This window comes from Labrys sp. LIt4, assembly GCF_017813775.1.
Classification (GTDB): domain Bacteria; phylum Pseudomonadota; class Alphaproteobacteria; order Rhizobiales; family Labraceae; genus Labrys; species Labrys okinawensis_A.
In genome coordinates this window covers 132,438-149,306 of sequence record NZ_JAGIPY010000008.1, presented here as the reverse complement: position 1 = coordinate 149,306, position 16,869 = coordinate 132,438, and the positions used below count along the sequence as shown (strand labels likewise).

Genomic DNA, 16,869 nt, shown 5'->3' with positions numbered 1-16,869 from the left:
CTGAACATATTTTGCGCCGCACGTTCGTGCGCGCCTTGCATTTTGGAGACGGCGCGGGGCTGCGCCGGTTACCCCCATGACTCTTTCTCGCAAAGAGCCCGGCCGCAATCCCATGGCGGCTGTGCTTGGATTCACTTTTGATCACTGGCGCAGCCAGGGCGATCTCGTCAGCCTGATCGTGATCGCCGTCGGCGTCGCCACGGTCGCCGAAGTGGTCGTGCCGATTTATGCCGGCCAGATGGTCGACGCCGTCACTGCCGGCCTCGGCAGTGCGAACGAGGCTTGGTGGGCTCTTGGCGCCATGCTGGTCCTGGGTGCGGTCGCCGTGGGCTGCCGGCAGTTGTTCTTCTTTGCCATCACCATCCTGACCACGCGGATGATGAGCACGGTCGCCCGCGAAGCTTTCGCTCGGGTACAGCGTTTCTCCACCGACTGGCACGCCAACAATTTCGCCGGCTCGACAGTCAGGCGCATCACCCGCGGTATGTGGGCGCTCGACATGCTCAACGACACGCTGCTGGTGGCCATTCTTCCCTCCATCCTCGTCCTGCTCGGCTCGACGGTGGTGCTGGCCACGGTCTGGCCGACCCTCGGCCTGGTGGTCTTCATCGGCTCCATCGCCTTCGTGGCGATGACGGTGGTGCTGTCGGTGAACTATGTCGCCCCCGCCGCACGCCTCGCCAACAGCTGGGATACGCGCGTGGGCGGCGCGCTCGCCGATGCCGTCACCTGCAACGCGGTGGTCAAGGCCTTCGGCGGCGAAACGCGCGAGGATGCCCGCCTGACGGCGGTGCTGGCCAAGTGGCGTTCGCGCACCAATCGCACCTGGATGCGCGGCACCAATGCCGGCACGGCGCAGAATCTGTTCCTGCTGGGACTGAGAGCCGCTGTGCTGGGCGTGGTTCTGTGGTTGTGGATGCGTGGCCAGGCCAGCGTCGGCGACGTCGCACTGGTCCTGACCAGCTATGCGGTCGTGCATGGCTATCTGCGCGATATCGGCATGCATATCCATAACCTCCAGCGTTCGGTGAACGACATGGAGGAGTTGGTGGCGTTCCATGACCAGCCGATGGGAGTGAAGGACAGGCACGATGCCATGCCGGCCATGATCACGGATGGTCGCATCGCCTTCGAGCATGTCACCTTCCACTATGGTGGCCATGCCGATGCCCTCTATCGCGACTTCTCCGTCGAGATTGGGGCAGGGGAGAAGATCGGCCTGGTAGGCCGCTCAGGCTCGGGCAAGACCACCTTCGTGAAGCTGATCCAGCGTCTCTACGACGTGAATGCCGGCCGGATCACCATCGACGGGCAGGATATCGCCGACGTGACGCAGGCCAGCCTGCGCAGCCGGATCGCCATCGTGCAGCAGGAGCCCATCCTGTTCCACCGTTCGCTGGCCGAAAACATCGCCTATGCCAGGCCCCAGGCCAGCATGGCCGAAATCGAGCACGCGGCAAGGCTCGCCAATGCGCATGCCTTCATATCGGCCTTGCCCAAGGGCTATGGCACGATGGTAGGCGAACGCGGCGTGAAGCTGTCCGGCGGCGAGCGCCAGCGCGTGGCGCTTGCTCGGGCCTTCCTGGCGGATGCGCCGGTTCTGATCCTGGACGAGGCGACCTCCAGCCTCGATTCCGAATCCGAGCATCTGATCCAGGAGGCGATGGAAAGGCTGATGGCAGGCCGTACCACCATCGTCATCGCCCACCGGCTCTCCACGGTTCAGGCGATGGACCGCATCCTTGTCTTCGACAAGGGCAGGATCGTCGAGGAGGGGGATCACGCCAGCCTGATCCGCCACCCCGACGGGATCTATCGCGGCCTGTTCGAGCGCCAAGCCCTGGAACTCGCCAAGGGCTGGGCGGCGTAAGACGACATGACAAGATGAGGATGGGGCATCGACGATGCCCCATCCCCATGATTGATCTTATGACGCCGATCAGACAGCGTTTTCAGCCAGAACTCTAGCGATGATCTCGGCACGAGCGGAGCCGACTTTCAGCACAGCTGGCCGCGAACAGCTCACTCTGATCACTACTTCCTGCTTCTCGCCGAGCTATCCTGGAAAGAAGACGGCAACGTTTTTGCGCTCCTCTCTGGCCAGAGACGTCGTGAGCGCGCCACATGATCGAGCAATGGCGCCAGCTGGCTTCGGACAGACCATCAGGCCAGGGCGATCCGCACCCGCCGGTTCTGCTTCCCCTTCTTTTCGATCTGGGTCACCACGATGCGGCCGATCTCCTCGGTGTTGCGGACATGGGTGCCACCGCAGGGCTGCAGATCGAGGCCTTCGATCTCGACCAGCCTGATCACCCCCGAACCGCGTGGAGGCTTGACCGACATGGTCTTTACCAGGCCGGGATTGGCGTCGAGTTCCGCATCGGTAATCCAGCGTTCGCTGACCTCGGCGCCCTGGCCGATCATCGTATTGATCTTGTGGGCGATCTCTTCCTTGTCGAGGCCGGCATCCTGAATGTCGAAATCGAGCCGCCCCTCCCCATCGCCGATGGATCCGCCCGTGACGGGATAGGGCAGAGCGACCGAAAGCAGATGCAAGGCCGTGTGCACCTTCATACGAGCATAGCGCCGCGACCAGTCCAGTGCCAGTTCGACCGTGTCACCGACGGCCGGCAGCAGCCCTTCCGGCGGCACGACATGCGCGATTTCGGTCTTGGTCTCGTCGTTCCATATTGCGTTTGTAATGCCGATGGTGCGCCCGTCGGGCAGCGTCATGGTGCCGACATCACCCGGCTGGCCCCCGCCCATGGCGTAGAAGACGGTGCGGTCCAGGATGATGCCATGTTGCGACAGTCCGATCACCGTTGCGCTGGCGCCGGGGCTGTATGGATCGTCTCTGAACAGCAGGTCTGTCGCCATGTCGTCACCTATTCCAATGGAGCCTTGATGGTGGAACGCTTTTCGAGCCATTCCGGCACAGGCAGGTTCTTGGAACGCATGAAAGCAGGATTGAACAGCTTGGACTGGTAGCGCGAGCCGTGGTCGCACAGAATGGTCACGATAGTGTGGCCCGGCCCGAGTTCCTTGGCCATGCGGATGGCGCCGGCAATGTTGATGCCGGTCGACAATCCCACGCACAGCCCCTCTTCCTGGAGAAGATCATAGACCAACGGCACCGCTTCTTCATCAGGGATCTGAAAAGCGAGGTCGACGGGGGCGCCCTCGATGTTCTTGGTGACCCGGTTCTGACCGATCCCTTCCGACATCGACGAACCGGAAAACTTCAGCTCGCCCTCGGTAAACCAGGAATACATGGCAGCCCCCATGGGATCCGCGACGCCGATCTTGATGGCGGGATTGGCCGCCTTCAGGGCGATGCCTACGCCGGCAAGCGTGCCGCCCGAGCCGATCGAGCAGATGAAGCCGTCGAGCTTGCCGCCGGTCTGTTCCAGGATTTCCGGCGCCGTCGTCTCGATATGGGCCTGTCGGTTGGCGACATTGTCGAACTGATTGGCCCAAACCGCGCCGCCCGGTTCGGTTTTCGCCAGTTCGGCCGCCAGCCGACCGGAAACTTTCACGTAATTGTTGGGGTTGGCATAGGGAACTGCGGGCACTTCGACCAGTTCGGCCCCGGCCAGGCGCAGCATGTCTTTCTTTTCCTGGCTCTGGGTCTCGGGAATCACGATCACCGTGCGGAAACCCATGGCATCGGCGACCAGCGCCAAGCCAATACCCGTATTGCCGGCGGTGCCTTCGACGATGGTGCCGCCGGGCTTCAACTCGCCCCGCGCCACCGCATCCTTGATGATGAACAATGCCGCCCGATCCTTCACCGACTGGCCCGGATTCATGAATTCGGCCTTGCCGAGAATGGTGCAGCCCGTCAGCTCGGACGCGCGATTGAGCCGAATGAGGGGCGTATTGCCGATGGCGTCGACGAGACCGGTACGGAAAGCCATGTGTGATCGTCTGCTGATTGGAGGGGATGCGACCCTAACCCGACTTTCCGGATCGGCATAGGGGAGAGACATGTCGACGACGGGTTTTCCAGGCCGGGGTGCCATGATAGCTCTCGCCCCGGCAGGCTGGCCGTCTGGACCGGGACTGCCGCGCTCGACCGTCGCAAGGAAGCCAATCATGTCGAAGGTGACACGCGCCACCCAGATGCTCGCCAAGGCTGGCGTCGCCTTTTCCGTCCACAGCTATGACTATGATCCCGACGCCGACAGCATCGGCCTGCAGGCCGCCGAGGCCCTCGGTGAACCGCCCAGCCGGGTGTTGAAGACCCTGATGGCCCTGGTCGACGGCAAGCCGGTCTGCGTCATCGTGCCGTCGGATCACGAGGTTTCCATGAAGAAGCTGGCGGCCGCCTTCAATGGCAAGTCTGCGCAGATGATGAAGCCGGCCGATGCCGAGCGCAGCACGGGATACAAGATAGGCGGCATCAGCCCCTTCGGCCAGATGCGCAAAGTGCGCACGGCCATCGAGGAAGCCGCGCTCGGCGCAGACTATGTCTATGTCAATGGCGGCCAGCGCGGCCTGCAGATCCGGCTCGCTCCCGGCGATGCCAAAACCGTCCTCGACGCGACTGCCGCCGCCCTGATCTCGGCCTGAACCTTCTCAGGCTTTCGCCAGCCGCGAGCCTCGACAGCTGGTTGGAGCTCCCCGTGCGGAAGCTCCGGGCGACGATGGAGCGCTGCAAATCCGGCCGAACGCGAATGACTGGGAGCAGAGCAGGATCAAGCGCCAATAGGTGACGCGCCTCGCCGAGGCGTACAATAGAACCGAATGTCAGGTAAGAAGGAGAATGGCTCCGCGAGCAGGACTCGAACCTGCGACCCAGCGATTAACAGTCGCTTGCTCTACCGGCTGAGCTATCGCGGAACAGAGGGTGTCCCCCGGTGGAGCGGGTGTATAGCTCCAAGAATCTGACTTGCCAAGGCCTATCCTGCCCTCATTGCATCTTCTTTTCGGATTAATATCTAAGGGTAAGAGAACACAACCGGATCAAAGGTCCGCTTTTGACCGTCTGGAGGGCTTTTTGGCACCCAATGAACAGATCAATCGTCCGAAGGTGAAACTCGGTGGGCGACATTTTCATCTGCCGGCCTCGCGAGGCATGCGAGTGATTCTGGGCGGCTTGCTGGTGATCGGCGGTTTTCTGGGGTTCCTGCCGATCCTGGGCTTCTGGATGATTCCGCTCGGCCTGCTGATTCTATCAATCGATATCGCGCTGGTTCGCCGTCACCGTCGCAAGCTCGCGGTGTGGTGGGGGCGCCGGCGCCAGGCACGTCCTGCGGATGATCGCTGATCCCGCCGCCCTTCAGGCGTTGCCAGCCACAACGCGCATTTCCTCGACGGCAACCAGGTGATCGACGGTCCGCTGGAGTTCCTTCAGCGCCACCAGCCGATCCCGGCGGGGAATCTGATCGAGATCGTCATTGCCCTCGACGGCACAGGCGCGGCCAAGGAAATCGGCCAGTTTGATCTGGCCAAGGAAGAGCTCGAAGGCAAACACTTCCAGATAGAGGGCATAGGGTTGATCCGGAGCCGCATGACAGGGGCAGATCTTGATTTCCAGCTCGCTCGCCTCGAGCAAGTCCAGATCGTTCTGTGTCGGCATGGCGGGTTTGCCACGGTTGCGCCTCAACCATTCCCTCTGCCGGTCGACTTCATTGGGAGCACGATCCCGGCCGAGCGGAAAATAGCTGTCATTGGCGTCTGTCATGCACCGCGATCCCCAAACTCACCACGCCGCTCGAATCGAAAGGCGGCCGGCTGGAAGGCCGACGGTGGAAATCAATGGACCGGCTTGCGTTAACAGTCCCTCACCCCACGCCGTTCAAACAGCCTCTCTTCTCCATGACCCATAGCGGGTCACCAGGCGTGACGCCAAGCCCGAATGGCGGTATCATGCTGCACCAAGAAGAGCCTGGCTATCACGCACCGGTCACGGCCATGGTCTCCTGATAATAAAAAAGGGGAGGTATCCAATGGTGGACGACTTCAGCACGCTGCAGCAAAAAGCGCAGACGCTGCAGGTCGAGATCGAGAGCCTGTATGCATTGCTGGGCGCAATGGCGCGGGCGCTCGAAGAAACCGACCAAGATTTCAAGCAGCGCGTGGCCCGATCGGCGGGAGCTGCCATTCGAGCTCAGATGGTCGACGACGATGCGCAAGTGATGCGGAACCACTGCCTTCATTTCATCGCAAGCACGCTGAACGTGCCGCTATATTGCGTCATTCGATGACGATCGGGGTCTTTCAGCACTCCTCCGGTTCGGCATAGCGAAAGCTTCCGCGCCCTCCTCAAGACGATGGCTATAATGACGGTGACGACGGATCGCCGTTGCGGCGCCGCGCGGGCTGTATGGCCGGTTCGCTCGGGCCGAGATTCCGATTGCTTCAGCCGGGAAGGGGGCTCGACGTCTTTTCACCGCTCTTTCGGTCTGGCGCAGCCGAGGCCCTGCCGGTCGAATTACCCGAGGCATCGTATTCGGGCTAGGTCGTCTTGAGAGCGGCCCAAATCGCCATGTGGTGGCGCGACGGCCTGGGAATAGCGTGCCCGAGATTCCTTGAATTCTCGATCCATGCCCGAATTGCGTCCCGCGCCTTGGCGACCGCCCCCTCGGGAGTTTCGCCATCGCTCATGCAGCCGGGAAGATCGGGGACGATCGCCGCAAAACCGCCCCCATCCGCGACAGACCGTGGCTCGACCAGAATTGGGTATTCCAGATCGTCCATGTTCGCCCCCTAAGCGAGCACACCATACCGCCCGTGAGCGTCATTTGGATGTCAGTGAGCGTGGCGTGGCTGGCAACCGCCTCGCTGTCGTGAAGACCCGCCGCGAATAGAGCCTGTCATCGAGGGGTAAGCCTGATAGCCAAATTGCCGGACGTCCGGGCTGGCCTTAGGTTCCGGACGCTCACAAGCGGGCCCGGTTGATCGAGCAGGGAGGTCTGGAAGGCGATCCTGCAAATCCGCCCTTCCGGGCCTCCTGTTTCCTCGGCAGTTCACGGCGAGGGACCCGGACCCTGTCCGAATTGCTCGCATGACCAACCACCCCAGCCGTTCCTGACTTTCTCAATTGGCGGAAGGCAAAATCGAACAACGCACATATATGTGTCGCCGCTGTCGGCAGCGGCTTTGGTGCGTCAGGAAAGTGGAGGCCACGCCCGGAATCGAACCGGGGTGCAAGGATTTGCAGTCCTCTGCGTAACCACTCCGCCACGTGGCCATCCATTGTCGCGCTGTGCAGGACAAAGCGGAGGCAGGCGCTATAACAAGCAAGCCGGACGGGTTCAACCGGTTTTCTCAGCCGAGGCGATATTTCCGTGAATGCGGATTGCCGGCTGCAAAACTGAAGCCTCCGGCCCGGCTGCAAGGCCAGCCTTCTTGCCTTTTTCGAGGCCATGCCGCAAACAACGCTGTGACAAACAGAGATATCGAGTGATGACCGACTTCGTCCAAGCGCGCCGCACCATGGTGGATTGCCAGATTCGCACCAATGACGTGACCGAGGCGCGTGTCGTGGATGCCTTTCTTACCGTGCCCCGCGAGACCTTCGTGCCGGCCGCCAAGCAGCCCCTGGCCTATCTCGACGCCGATCTGGCGGTAGGCGGCGAGGCGGGCCAACGCTATCTCATTCAACCGATGTATCTGGCCAAGCTCGTCCAGGCCGCTGGTATCAAATCCACCGACACGGTGCTCGATATCGGCGCGGCCACCGGCTATTCGTCCGCGATTCTGGCCGAACTCGCTGAGAAGGTGGTGGCGCTGGAGAGCGATGAAGGGCTTGCGGCTTCGGCAAAGACCGCGTTGGCGTCCTACCCCAATGTGACGGTGGTGAACGGCCCGCTCGAGCAAGGCGCGGCCGGTTCGGGACCCTACGACGTGATCCTGATCGAAGGTGCCGTCGAAGAAATTCCCCAGGCTTTGTTCGCCTCCCTCAAGGAGGGCGGCCGCCTCGTCGCTGTCGTCGGTCGCGGCCGGCCCGGACGTGCCACCGTCTTCGTCAAGGTCGGACCAGATCATACCGGCCGCATCGCCTTCGACGCCTCGGTGCCGGCCCTGGCCGCGTTCGCCAAGGCTCCTGCCTTTTCATTCTGACCAGCAAAACAGCATGTTAGGAGAAAATTAACCATTAATTAACCGAACCCGGGGTTCACTGTCTCTTTTTTGCTTCAACCTCGGATTTATCACTCGGCAGCCGAAATCAGTTGTTGGTGAAAGCTGCCTGACAGGCTATTTTTTTGAAAAATATGGCGGTTTGTCCGCTTCTTTTAATTTGGGTCGGGTCGAGTCATGAAAACTGTAAGCGTATTTTCCTTATTGGCTGCAAGTGCTTCGCTTGTTTTCTTCATGGGCGGAGCGCAGGCTCAATCGTTGCAGTCGGCCCTTGCCCAAGCCTACGCAGCCAACCCAACCCTGAATGCCCAGCGAGCCGGCACCCGCGCCAATGACGAAACCGTTTCGCAGGCGCTCAGCGGCTACAGGCCCAACATTTCCGCTTCTGCCAGCATCAGCGCCGAACGGGATTTCACCAAGTCGCTGCAGGGGAGGCGGTCCAACGACACGCGATTTCCGCGCGGCGCCGACATCACGGTGACGCAGAATCTGTTCAACGGCTTTCAAACTGCGAATTCCGTGCGCGCCGCCGAGTCGGGCGTGCTCAGCCAGCGCGAGACGCTGCGCGACACCGAACAGTCGGTCCTGCTCAACGCCGTGACCGCCTATATGAACGTCCTGCGCGATGCCGCGCTGCTCAACCTGCAGAAAAACAACGTCGAGGTTCTCGAGGAGCAGCTCAAGCAGACCAAGGATCGCTTCAACGTCGGCGAGGTGACGCGCACCGACGTCGAGCAGGCCAATTCCAGCTTGGCGAGTGCACAGTCTCAACGGGTGGCCGCCGACGCCCAGCTCAAATCATCGGTCGCCGTCTATCGGCAGATCATCGGCTCGCAGCCCAAGAAGCTGCAGCCGGTCAAGCTGCCGCGTTTCCTGCCCAAGAACCAGAACGCTGCGATCCAGGCCGGACTTGCCAACCATCCCGGCATCACGGCCGCGCTCCACGCGGTCGACCAGGCCGCCATGCAGGTGAAGGTCGCCGAGGGGGCGCTCTATCCCACCCTGAACGCCCAGGGCTCTTTCTCGCATAATTACGAACCGTCAGGCGCGAAGATGGCCACCTCGGCCTCCATCGGTGCCTTCCTCTCCGTGCCGATCTATTCGGGCGGCGGCGACTATTCCAAGATCCGCCAGGCCAAGGAATTGCTCGGGCAGGCGCGCATCCAGGTCGACGTCAACCGCGAATTGGTACGCTCCAACGTCATCCAGGCCTGGGGCTCGCTGGACGGCGCCCGCGGCGAAATCCAGGCTTTCCAGGCAGCCGTCAATGCGCAGGGCGTGGCACTCGCCGGCGTGCGCGAGGAAGCCAAGGTCGGCCAGCGCACCACCTTCGACGTCTTGCAGCAGCAGCAATTGCTGCTGCAGGCGCGTGCCAGCCTGATCCAGGCGCAGCGCGACCAGATCGTGGCTGCCTATACCGTGCTGTCGACCATCGGCAAGCTCAACGCCACGGCACTCGGCCTGAAGGTTGCCCGCTACGATCCCACCACGCATTACAACCAGGTCCGCGACAAGTGGATCGGCACCGACATTCCGGACGGGCGCTAAAGCCACGCCTACCCACAGGAAGATGACGCCAACGCCCTCCGCATCCTTGCGATCGGAGGGCGTTCTTGCTTGAAGTGCCGGCGAGGCCTTTCGTGCTCGGGTGGAATCATCGAGAATCGCCAAGAGGGGCTGGCCAACGAACTGGCGTAACGCGCCATTCGAAGACATTGCACTTTGTTCCAGTGCGCCATGGGGGCACGGCGCGCTCGATGCGGAAGGAGTAGCCCGATGTCGTCACCTACGCGGGCAGATCCGCCTCGTACCCTCAAGGAGCCCTCGATGGACGAGATTCTCACCTCCATTCGCCGTATCATCTCGGACGATCCGCCGGCAAAGCCCGGACGCCGCTCCACAGCAGAGACCTCTTCGCTGGCGGACCTGCCGGGTCCGGCGGTCTCCCCTCGCGAAGAGCCGGTTTCGTCTCCCATGCCGGCCGGTCCAGAGCGGAGCACTACCGGTTTGCTCTCGGCGGAGTCTCATTCCGAGGCGGCGTCCGCCTTCGCCTCCCTCAATCACACGGTGTTTTCCAAGAACGCACGAACGATCGAAGACGTCGTGCAGGACATGCTGAAACCCATGCTGCAGACTTGGCTCGATGCCCATCTGCCATCGCTGGTCGAGCGCCTGGTCCGCCAGGAAATCGAACGCATCTCCGGGCGGTCGTGACGGGCTAAGGCCCTGTGTCACAAACCGTCAGGCATTTTGATTTCTTTCCTCATTCACGAAGCCCTAAATCCCTCCCGTCTAGAGTTTGTCTCGAATCGATGAGGGATAGGGCGTATGTGCGGCATTGTCGGTATTCTGGGTAAGGAGGCGGTTGCGTTACCCCTGGTGGACGCGCTGCGGCGCTTGGAGTATCGCGGCTATGATTCCGCCGGCATCGCCACGCTGGAAGAGGGCACCATCACGCGCCGCCGGGCCGAAGGCAAACTGCGCAATCTCGAAAGCAAGCTCGACCGCGCCCCGCTCGCAGGCCTGATCGGCATCGGCCACACGCGGTGGGCGACGCATGGCCGGCCGACCGAAGAAAACGCCCACCCGCATGCCACCGCGCGAGTCGCTGTGGTCCATAACGGCATCATCGAGAATTTTCGCGAATTGCGCGAGGAATTGAGCGCCGAAGGCGCGCGCTTCCAGAGCGAGACCGACACCGAGGTCGTGGCCCACTTGGTCACCCGCGAGCTCGAGCGCGGCCTGCCGCCGATCGAAGCGGTGCATGCCAGCCTCAGGCGCCTGCGCGGCGCCTTCTCGCTGGGCTTTCTCTTTACCGGCCAGGATGACCTCATCATCGGCGCGCGCCTGGGTTCGCCGCTGGCGATCGGTTACGGCGAGGGCGAAATGTTCCTCGGATCGGATGCCATCGCTCTGGCTCCGTTCACCAACACCATCGCCTATCTCGAGGATGGCGACAGCGTTGCCCTGACGCGCGGCTCGGCGACCATCTTCGATGCGGCCTTCAAGCGCGTTCACCGCCCGATTCAGAAATCGCAGGCGTCCGCCACCATCGTCGACAAGGGTAATCACCGGCATTTCATGGCCAAGGAGATCCATGAACAACCCGAAGTGGTTTCCCACACCCTGGCCTCTTTCGTCGACATGGTCGGCGAGACGATCCGACTGCCCGAGAATCTGCCTTTCGATTGGAAAGAACTAGGCCGTATCACCATATCGGCCTGCGGCACGGCCTCCTTCGCCGGCATGATCGCCAAATACTGGTTCGAGCGGTATGCGCGGCTTCCGGTCGAAGTCGATATCGCCTCCGAGTTCCGCTACCGCGAAGCGCCCCTCGACAAGGGAGGGCTGTCGATCTTCGTGTCTCAATCGGGTGAGACGGCCGATACGCTCGCCGCCTTGCGCTATTGCAAGGAACAGGGGCAGCACACACTCGCCATCGTCAATGTGCCGACCTCGACCATCGCTCGCGAGGCGTCGGTGATGGTGCGCACCCTGGCAGGCCCCGAGATCGGCGTCGCCTCCACAAAGGCCTTCACCTGCCAGCTTGCAGCCCTGGCGGGCCTCGCCATCGGCGCCGGCAAGGCGCGTGGTGTCCTGTCAGCCGAGGAAGAAGGCGAACTCGTGCACGCGCTGATCGAGGCGCCGCGCCTGATGTCCGAGGCACTGCGGCTGGAACACGAGATCGAGACCTTTTCCAGGGATCTCGCCAAGGCCAAGGACGTGCTCTATCTCGGCCGCGGCACCAGCTTCCCCCTTTCGCTGGAAGGTGCCTTGAAACTCAAGGAAATCAGCTACATACACGCGGAAGGTTATGCAGCAGGCGAACTCAAGCACGGCCCGATCGCCCTGATCGACGAGACCATGCCGGTGGTGGTGATCGCGCCTTTCGACGCGATCTTCGAAAAGACGGTTTCGAACATGCAGGAAGTCGCGGCGCGGGGAGGCCGCATCATCCTGATGACCGATGAAGCCGGAGCGGCAGCGGCTGCGATGACGACGCTGAAGACGATCATCCTGCCGTCGATGCCCACAATCCTGACGCCGCTGGTCTATTCCATTCCGATCCAGCTTCTCGCCTATCACACCGCTGTGATCATCGGCACCGACGTCGACCAGCCGCGCAATCTGGCCAAGAGCGTCACCGTCGAGTAGGAATACTGACGGGTATCGCCCGATTGGACCAATTGCACAAATTTGCATCGACAGGCGGTGACAAGGGCGTGCTAGAAGCGTGACATGGTACGAGATGCGCCTCCCCACACGGTAATGCCTGCTGGCCCGCCTCAGCGGATCAGCAGATTTGGCGGCCTGCACAGCTATTTCCTCACCGGCCTTGTGGTCACCGGGCCGGTGGCGATCACGATCTACCTGATCTGGACCTTCATTCAGTGGGTTGATGGCTGGGTCAAACCGTTCATTCCCGCGCGCTACCTGCCTGAGACCTATCTTCCATTTCAGATCCCGGGCTTCGGCCTGGTCGTGGCGATCATCGGCCTTACCCTGATCGGTTTCTTCACCGCCAATCTGGTCGGCCGCACTTTGGTGCGTCTGGGTGAGAAACTGCTCGACCGTACGCCGGTGGTGCGCGGCATCTACAAGGCTCTCAAGCAGGTGTTCTCGACGATCTTCTCGCAATCCGGCACCTCGTTCCGCAAAGTGGGATTGGTCGAGTTTCCCCAGGGGGCCTGGTCGATCGTCTTCATTTCGGCAGAGCCGAGCCCGGTGGTCGAGGCGAGGCTGCCCGGCGGCAACGGCGAAGCCTGGGTTTCGGTGTTCATGCCCTGCGCGCCCAACCCGACCACAGGATTTTTCTTCCTGCTGCCGAAGGCAAAGGTGATCGAACTGCCGATCAGCGTCGAGCAGGCCACCAAGCTGGTGATCTCGGCCGGCCTGATCCAGCCCGAGACGTTGACGGTCTCCGAGGAATTGCGGCCAAGCTGAGCTCGCGGATGGCGCCCTTGCTTCAGGCCTCGATCAGGGCGTTGTTCCAGGCCGTGTCGAGCATGGCCGCAAGGTGCTCCTGGGCACAGGCCGCGATATCGGCCTCGTCGCTGACACGCTGCCCGTTGCGCTGGAAATGGAGCGCGTCCCCTGCGGCCTTTGCCTTGAGGTGATCGAGCAGTTCGGCCCGGGTTCGCGTGCCGTCCATCACCGGCAGGACATGCTGGGCCACCACGCCGAGATCGAAATTCTCGTGGCGCCTGTTCACCGTGCGTGTTCGGCCGCTGGCGGCATCCATGCGTGCCAGGGTGGTTGCCTTCGGCCGGTCGGCGTCGGCAGCACCGATTGCGACCGCCTCGGTCGAAACAATTGTCAGCCCAGAAAGAACTCCTTGGAGGAGGGCACCGCGAAGCTCACTTCTCTCCTGCGGCGTGAGCGTCTTCTGGTCGGCCGCCTCGATATCGGCAACCAGCTGCCGATAGTTCGAGGTCGCAGGACGCCTCGCGGCGATCAGCTGGTAGCCCTTGCGCACGACCTCAGCCCGCGTACGGATCTGCCGGCCCGAGCGGTTTTCGAAGCAGTAGGGCATGTCAGGCTCGCTCGAGGGAACCTGCGTGATATCTGCGATGAGATGCAGATCCTCGATCCGCTCCGCATCGATGTTGCGCTTGGTCGCCGCTGCCCGGGCGGGCGGGATCAGCAGCGTCTGCCGGAAGGTGCGTCCGGTCAGCACGTCGATATAGTTCTCGGTCTCGAGCAGGGTATTGCCGCCCAGCATCCTCAGGGCCTTCGCCGCTTCGGCGCCGAAGTTCTCGGGCACCATCATGTGAACATCACTCTCGCCGAGATAGGCGAGCTGATGCTGTCCGGCCGCATACATGAAGTCGTGGAACGAGCAGGGCGCATTTTCGAGCTCCAGGAACTCATGTGCAAGATAATCGTCGGAGACCTTCTGCAACTGCCCAACCCCTTCCTTGACCGCAGCGCCATAGGGGCCCGGTGGTGTATGCTCGGCCAGGAAGCCCATGAACTCCCGCGCTTTGGCGATGCGCTCGCGCTGATTGGCGGCCTTGCCCACATGCGCCATCAGGGCATCGCGCAGGATCTGCTTGGGCCGCCAGCCGGGCAATACGTTGAAGCTGACATAGGCGATGCCCTGGAATTCGAGAAATTTCGAGCAGATTTCCAGGATGGCGTGGCGCACCGGTTCGGGCACCCAGGAATAGACGCCATGGCAGAGGATGAAATCGAAGCGATGGCCAGGATCCGCGAAGAATGTGATGTCCTGCTGGCGCAATTCGATGTTGGTCAGGCCGATCGCTTCGACGCGCCTGCGCCCATCGGCGATCTGGATGCCGGAAAGATCGATCCCGAGAAAGCGTCCCTCGGGATAGGCGGCGGCCAGCGGAATGAGGTTGCCGCCGCTGGCGCAGCCGATTTCGAGCACGCGCATCTTGTCGAGCGAGGGCATTTCGAGGCCGAACAGTCTGGCGGTGGCGGCGAGCCTCGCCGGATGGGTCTGGGGAAAGGCATGGGAAACATAGGGTATCTCGTCATAACTCGCCTGGGTCCTGGCCTGGGCTTCGGCGAAGTTGGCCGGACGGGCATCCGATGTCATGACAATATTCCCCGGTTAAGGCTGGCATGACCTGAGAATACACACCGGCTTCCCTTACGCTACCCCGATCGCAGCAGGCGCACAGCTTCATCGCGCTCGAACAAATAGAGCAGGGTTCGTAGAGCCGCACCGCGCGGCGAGACGAGTTCCGGATCGCGCGCCAGCACCAGCCTGGCATCGTCATTGGCGGGAGCGAGAAGATGGCGATGGCTGTCGAGGTCGGCCACCCGGAAACCCGGCATGCCGGACTGGCGCGTCCCGAGCACGTCGCCTTCGCCGCGCAGTTTCAGATCTTCCTCGGCGATGCGGAAGCCGTCCTCCGTCTCGCGCATGATCTCGAGCCGCTTGCGGGAAATCTCGCCGAGGGGGCCCTTGTAGAGCAGGAGGCAGGTCGATTTGTCCGAACCGCGCCCGATGCGCCCGCGCAGCTGATGCAACTGGGCGAGGCCGAAGCGTTCGGCATGCTCCACCACCATCACGGTGGCCTCCGGCACGTTGACGCCGACCTCGATCACGGTGGTCGACACCAGGACGCGCAAATCGCCGGCCACGAAGCGGGCCATCACCTCGTCCTTGGCCGCGCCTTTCATCTGGCCATGCAGCAGGCCGACCTTGTCCCCAAAGAGCGAAGCAAGGTGGGCGAAGCGATCTTCGGCGGCCGCGACATCCAACGTCTCGGATTCAGCGATGAGCGGACAGACCCAATAAGCCCGCGCGCCGGTCTGCAACAGACGCCCCAGCCCGCTCACCACCTCATCGAGCCTTTCGAGCGAGATCAGGCGGGTGTCGACCGGCTTGCGCCCCGCCGGCTTCTCGCGAAGCTGGGAGGAGTCCATGTCGCCGAAATAGGTCAGCACCAAGCTGCGGGGGATTGGCGTGGCCGTCATCACCAGGACGTCGATGCCGGCATTCTTGCGGCTCAGGGCTAGGCGCTGATGCACGCCGAAGCGATGCTGCTCATCGACGATGGCAAGACCGAGATCGCGAAACTCGACATCCTCCTGGAACAGGGCATGGGTGCCGACCACGATATCGATGCTGCCGTCCTTCAGTGCGGCCTGCATGCGTGCTCGCTCGCGCGCCTTGTCCCGCCCGGTGATCAGGCCGATGCGCAAACCGGCGGCCTCGGCGAGCGGCTGGATGGTGGCCAGATGCTGGCGGGCCAGGATTTCGGTCGGCGCCATCAATGCCGCCTGCCGGCCGCCTTCCACCATGGTCGCCATGGCGAGCAGGGCCACCACCGTCTTGCCCGAACCGACATCGCCCTGCAGCAGCCGCAGCATCCGGGTCGGGGCCGCCATGTCGGCCCGGATGTCGGCCAATGCCGTGACCTGGCTCGCCGTGAGCTTGAAGGGCAGGGCGGCCTCGATCCGGGCCGAAATCACACCCGTTCCGGTGACGGCGAGGCCGGGCAGAGCCTTGTTTTGGGCACGCACCATGGCGAGGGCGAGCTGCGAAGCCAGGAGCTCGTCGTAAGCGAGCCTCAATCGGGGCGCCGAGTCCGGCGCAATCACCTGCGGTGTCTCCGGCGCATGCAGGGCGGCCAGCGCCTCGCGGAACCCTGGCCAGCGCTGGGCCTTGAGCCACGCCGTATCCTGCCACTCGGCAAGTTCGGGGGTGCGCGCCAAAGCCTCCTGGGCAGCCTTCTGGATCTGGCGCGGATAGAGCCCCTCCGTCAGCGGGTAGACCGGCTCGACCAAGGGCAGCGATTTGAGCCCTTCCTCATCGACGATGCGGTCGGGATGCACCATCTGGCGCATGCCGTCGAACAGCTCGATCTTGCCGCTGAGCCAGCGCCTTTCGCCGACGGGCAGGGCATGTTCGATCCAACTCGTCTGCGCGGCAAAGAAGACGAGGGTGAGATCACCTGTGTCGTCATGGACATAGACGCGATAGGGACCTTTGCCACCGCTGGGGCGATGGCGCTCCACCACGATCTCGACCATCACCAATTCGCCGATCGGCGCATCGATTAGTTTAGGACGGCGGCGGCGGTCGAGGACGCTCGCCGGCAGGTGAAACAGGGCGTCGACCACCCGTGCGCCCATCGGCTCCGCCCCCCCGAGAAGGCGGGTGAGCAGCTTCACCAGCTTCGGCCCGATCCCTGGCAGGGACGAGACGGAAGCGAATAAGGGGGTCAGAATCGCCGGACGCATGAAAGCCTCGCCCGTTGTTTTGGCCGGACAGCACGCGGGAGGCAAGCTTTGGCGCCCCGAAAGAGT

At 62.8% G+C, this 16,869-nt stretch carries 15 protein-coding genes and 2 tRNA genes; 9 read left to right on the top strand and 8 right to left on the bottom strand.

All coding sequences use genetic code 11. From position 1 onward, the window contains the following. Positions 1-76 precede the first annotated feature (76 nt). Positions 77-1,870, top strand: a complete 1,794-nt coding sequence (locus J8I29_RS16665; protein ID WP_209432509.1) for an ABC transporter ATP-binding protein — start codon at positions 77-79, stop codon at positions 1,868-1,870. A gap of 293 nt (positions 1,871-2,163) precedes the next feature. Here J8I29_RS16665 and J8I29_RS16660 read toward each other — a convergent pair whose 3' ends face one another. Together J8I29_RS16660 and J8I29_RS16655 are read right to left on the bottom strand one after the other, a co-directional pair. Next, on the bottom strand, positions 2,164-2,877 hold the full coding sequence (locus tag J8I29_RS16660; protein WP_209432508.1) for an alanyl-tRNA editing protein: 714 nt from the start codon (positions 2,875-2,877) through the stop codon (positions 2,164-2,166). An 8-nt stretch (positions 2,878-2,885) separates the two neighbouring features. Further along, on the bottom strand, positions 2,886-3,917 hold the full coding sequence (locus J8I29_RS16655) for a cysteine synthase A (protein ID WP_209432507.1): 1,032 nt from the start codon (positions 3,915-3,917) through the stop codon (positions 2,886-2,888). A 178-nt stretch (positions 3,918-4,095) separates the two neighbouring features. Between J8I29_RS16655 and ybaK the strand changes: the two genes are divergently transcribed. After that, positions 4,096-4,572, top strand: coding sequence for a Cys-tRNA(Pro) deacylase (gene ybaK, locus J8I29_RS16650; RefSeq protein ID WP_209432506.1), 477 nt, complete (start codon positions 4,096-4,098; stop codon positions 4,570-4,572). Between the two features lie 194 nt (positions 4,573-4,766). Here ybaK and J8I29_RS16645 read toward each other — a convergent pair. After that, positions 4,767-4,842: transfer RNA gene (locus J8I29_RS16645), tRNA-Asn, on the bottom strand. A 157-nt stretch (positions 4,843-4,999) separates the two neighbouring features. Between J8I29_RS16645 and J8I29_RS16640 the strand changes: the two genes are divergently transcribed. Beyond that, on the top strand, positions 5,000-5,269 hold the full coding sequence (locus tag J8I29_RS16640) for a hypothetical protein (RefSeq protein WP_105863164.1): 270 nt from the start codon (positions 5,000-5,002) through the stop codon (positions 5,267-5,269). A gap of 12 nt (positions 5,270-5,281) precedes the next feature. On the opposite strand, the gene J8I29_RS16635 is transcribed toward J8I29_RS16640, so the two are convergent. Next, positions 5,282-5,686 (bottom strand): hypothetical protein, encoded by a 405-nt coding sequence (locus J8I29_RS16635; protein WP_209432505.1) that lies wholly within the window; start codon positions 5,684-5,686, stop codon positions 5,282-5,284. 265 nt (positions 5,687-5,951) lie between these two features. On the opposite strand from J8I29_RS16635, the gene J8I29_RS16630 reads away from it, so the two are divergent. Next, positions 5,952-6,209, top strand: a complete 258-nt coding sequence (locus tag J8I29_RS16630; protein ID WP_209432504.1) for a hypothetical protein — start codon at positions 5,952-5,954, stop codon at positions 6,207-6,209. A gap of 250 nt (positions 6,210-6,459) precedes the next feature. Here the strand turns inward: J8I29_RS16630 and J8I29_RS16625 are convergent, their stop codons facing one another. Both J8I29_RS16625 and J8I29_RS16620 read right to left on the bottom strand, forming a co-directional pair. After that, positions 6,460-6,702, bottom strand: coding sequence for a type II toxin-antitoxin system HicB family antitoxin (locus tag J8I29_RS16625; RefSeq protein ID WP_209432503.1), 243 nt, complete (start codon positions 6,700-6,702; stop codon positions 6,460-6,462). A 419-nt stretch (positions 6,703-7,121) separates the two neighbouring features. After that, a tRNA-Cys gene (locus tag J8I29_RS16620) sits at positions 7,122-7,195 on the bottom strand. Between the two features lie 215 nt (positions 7,196-7,410). Between J8I29_RS16620 and J8I29_RS16615 the strand changes: the two genes are divergently transcribed. The 5 genes from J8I29_RS16615 (at position 7,411) to J8I29_RS16595 (ending at position 13,029) form a co-directional block, all read left to right on the top strand. Next, entirely contained in the window at positions 7,411-8,067 is a 657-nt protein-coding gene (locus J8I29_RS16615) for a protein-L-isoaspartate O-methyltransferase (protein WP_105863168.1), read from the top strand. Between the two features lie 276 nt (positions 8,068-8,343). Then, on the top strand, positions 8,344-9,633 hold the full coding sequence (locus tag J8I29_RS16610) for a TolC family outer membrane protein (RefSeq protein WP_245197075.1): 1,290 nt from the start codon (positions 8,344-8,346) through the stop codon (positions 9,631-9,633). A gap of 279 nt (positions 9,634-9,912) precedes the next feature. Next, on the top strand, positions 9,913-10,299 hold the full coding sequence (locus J8I29_RS16605) for a DUF2497 domain-containing protein (RefSeq protein WP_105863170.1): 387 nt from the start codon (positions 9,913-9,915) through the stop codon (positions 10,297-10,299). A gap of 114 nt (positions 10,300-10,413) precedes the next feature. Further along, positions 10,414-12,240, top strand: a complete 1,827-nt coding sequence (gene glmS / locus J8I29_RS16600; protein ID WP_105863171.1) for a glutamine--fructose-6-phosphate transaminase (isomerizing) — start codon at positions 10,414-10,416, stop codon at positions 12,238-12,240. Between the two features lie 84 nt (positions 12,241-12,324). Next, positions 12,325-13,029, top strand: coding sequence for a DUF502 domain-containing protein (locus J8I29_RS16595; RefSeq protein ID WP_105863172.1), 705 nt, complete (start codon positions 12,325-12,327; stop codon positions 13,027-13,029). Between the two features lie 22 nt (positions 13,030-13,051). Here the strand turns inward: J8I29_RS16595 and J8I29_RS16590 are convergent, their stop codons facing one another. Continuing rightward, positions 13,052-14,647 carry a class I SAM-dependent methyltransferase gene (locus J8I29_RS16590; RefSeq protein WP_209432501.1) on the bottom strand — a complete coding sequence of 532 codons (1,596 nt, stop codon included), beginning with the start codon at positions 14,645-14,647 and terminating at the stop codon, positions 13,052-13,054. 59 nt (positions 14,648-14,706) lie between these two features. Then, the gene (gene recG, locus J8I29_RS16585; protein ID WP_209432500.1) at positions 14,707-16,803 is read right to left on the bottom strand and encodes an ATP-dependent DNA helicase RecG; all 2,097 of its coding nucleotides are present in this window, start codon (positions 16,801-16,803) and stop codon (positions 14,707-14,709) included. Positions 16,804-16,869: the final 66 nt, after the last annotated feature.